This is a genomic window from Oleiphilus sp. HI0066 (assembly GCF_001635725.1).
In genome coordinates this window covers 1-1,556 of the sequence record NZ_LWFH01001280.1, presented here as the reverse complement: position 1 = coordinate 1,556, position 1,556 = coordinate 1, and the positions used below count along the sequence as shown (strand labels likewise).

3 protein-coding genes are annotated in these 1,556 nt (G+C 44.5%); 1 reads left to right on the top strand and 2 read right to left on the bottom strand.

The features are described from left to right. Nucleotides 1-186: TSUP family transporter (locus tag A3738_RS18670; protein WP_156504335.1), on the bottom strand; the 186-nt coding region annotated here is incomplete at its 3' end. A 72-nt stretch (nt 187-258) separates the two neighbouring features. On the opposite strand from A3738_RS18670, the gene A3738_RS32675 reads away from it, so the two are divergent. Next, on the top strand, nt 259-822 hold the full coding sequence (locus A3738_RS32675) for a SprT-like domain-containing protein (protein ID WP_068481896.1): 564 nt from the start codon (nt 259-261) through the stop codon (nt 820-822). Between the two features lie 65 nt (nt 823-887). Here A3738_RS32675 and A3738_RS18660 read toward each other — a convergent pair. Further along, nucleotides 888-1,556, bottom strand: a 669-nt coding sequence (locus tag A3738_RS18660; RefSeq protein ID WP_231876700.1) for a methyl-accepting chemotaxis protein, incomplete at its 5' end; no start/stop codon positions are given.

The following is a 1,556-nucleotide window of genomic DNA, read 5'->3' as shown; positions in this document are numbered from 1 at the left end:
TGCAGTCAAAGATTGGAAGAAAACGCTGACGCGATTAGTCGCATTAGCAATATCTGCAGGTAAACCCATGACCATCAAGGCGGGTATTGTAAGATTCGAACCACCACCGGCCATCGTGTTAATAATGCCAGCCAAAAAGCCCATCGCAATAAGTAAGGAGACAGAAAGGACACTTAGCTCATACATATTATTATTTCGTCTAATTAAAATAGTGGGGCATACTAACGCAATTCGACGTTTCCATCATTTCTATTCTGTATGAATTCCGCAGTACCAGAACACAATTTATCAGAGCTTCAGCAACAGACCATAGACGAATTAGAGCGCTGCTTAGTTTTAGCCCAAGACTACTTTGGGCGACAGTTTTGTTTAGATGCAGTCAAGTTTGACTTGAGAGGGAAGTCTGCAGGGCAATTTAGAATCAGAAAGGCGCAATCACGAGCGCTGAGTCGTAAACAGAGCCTTATAAAAGAGATACGATTTAACCAGGAACTCCTTTCGCTTTATGGTCAACAATTCATAGATGAGACGGTAGGCCACGAAGTAGCGCATTTTATCGTGCACGAAGTTGTCGAACGTCGCGTTAGACCTCATGGGCGCGAATGGCAATCGGTGATGATAGACGTTCTTAAAAAAGCCCCTGAAGTGACTCATCAATATGAAGTTAAACCAGCGAGAACCATAAAACGATACCGTTACCACTGCGCTTGTCCAAACAAGTATCATGAATTGACGTCTATCAGGCACAATCGAGTAAGGCGCGAGAACGCAAAGTACGTCTGCAGGATTTGTAAGACAGCGCTTTTGCCAAGCGACAATTAATTTAGGCCACTTTGAAACACTCGATTTCATTTTTTAGAGCATCCACCGCAACGATTAGGTTTTGGCTAAGACTCAGCAATGAATAGACTTCCGTTTGCCGTTTCTTCCGACAATGCCTGAGTTGTTGTCACATTGCGACTAATCTCTTCAGAAACTGAAAGTTGTTCGCTCGACGCCGTTGCGATTTGTCCAGCCATATTAAGGATCTGATCTATCGCTTGCTCGATTGTATCAAGAGAAGTTTTTGTGTCGTTTGATTGAGTAGCCGTCTGTTGTGAGAGCTCTCGACACGCTAGCATCGCATCGAGCGACGCTTTTGATGAGTCTTGCAAGGTGCTTAAGACACTCCCAATTTCAGACATTGAATCCTGTGTTCGTTTAGCAAGTGTTCGTACCTCATCTGCGACGACAGCGAACCCTCGGCCTTGCTCGCCAGCGCGTGCCGCTTCGATCGCAGCGTTAAGCGCTAGCAGGTTAGTTTGTTCTGCAATATCCAAAATAACTTGAAGAATGTTGTTGATGTTATTGCTCTCTTGATGAAGTTGCTCCATAGATGCAGACGTTGTTTCGATCTCGTTAGAGACCTGTTCAATCGTACTTACATTACTTCTGATCGTATCCACTCCACGTGCAACTTCGGATTGTGCAGAATTTACCGCATTAGTGGTTTCCTCAGCATTTCGAGATACTTCTTCCGAGGTAGTCGTCATTTCTACCATAGCGGTGGCTATTTG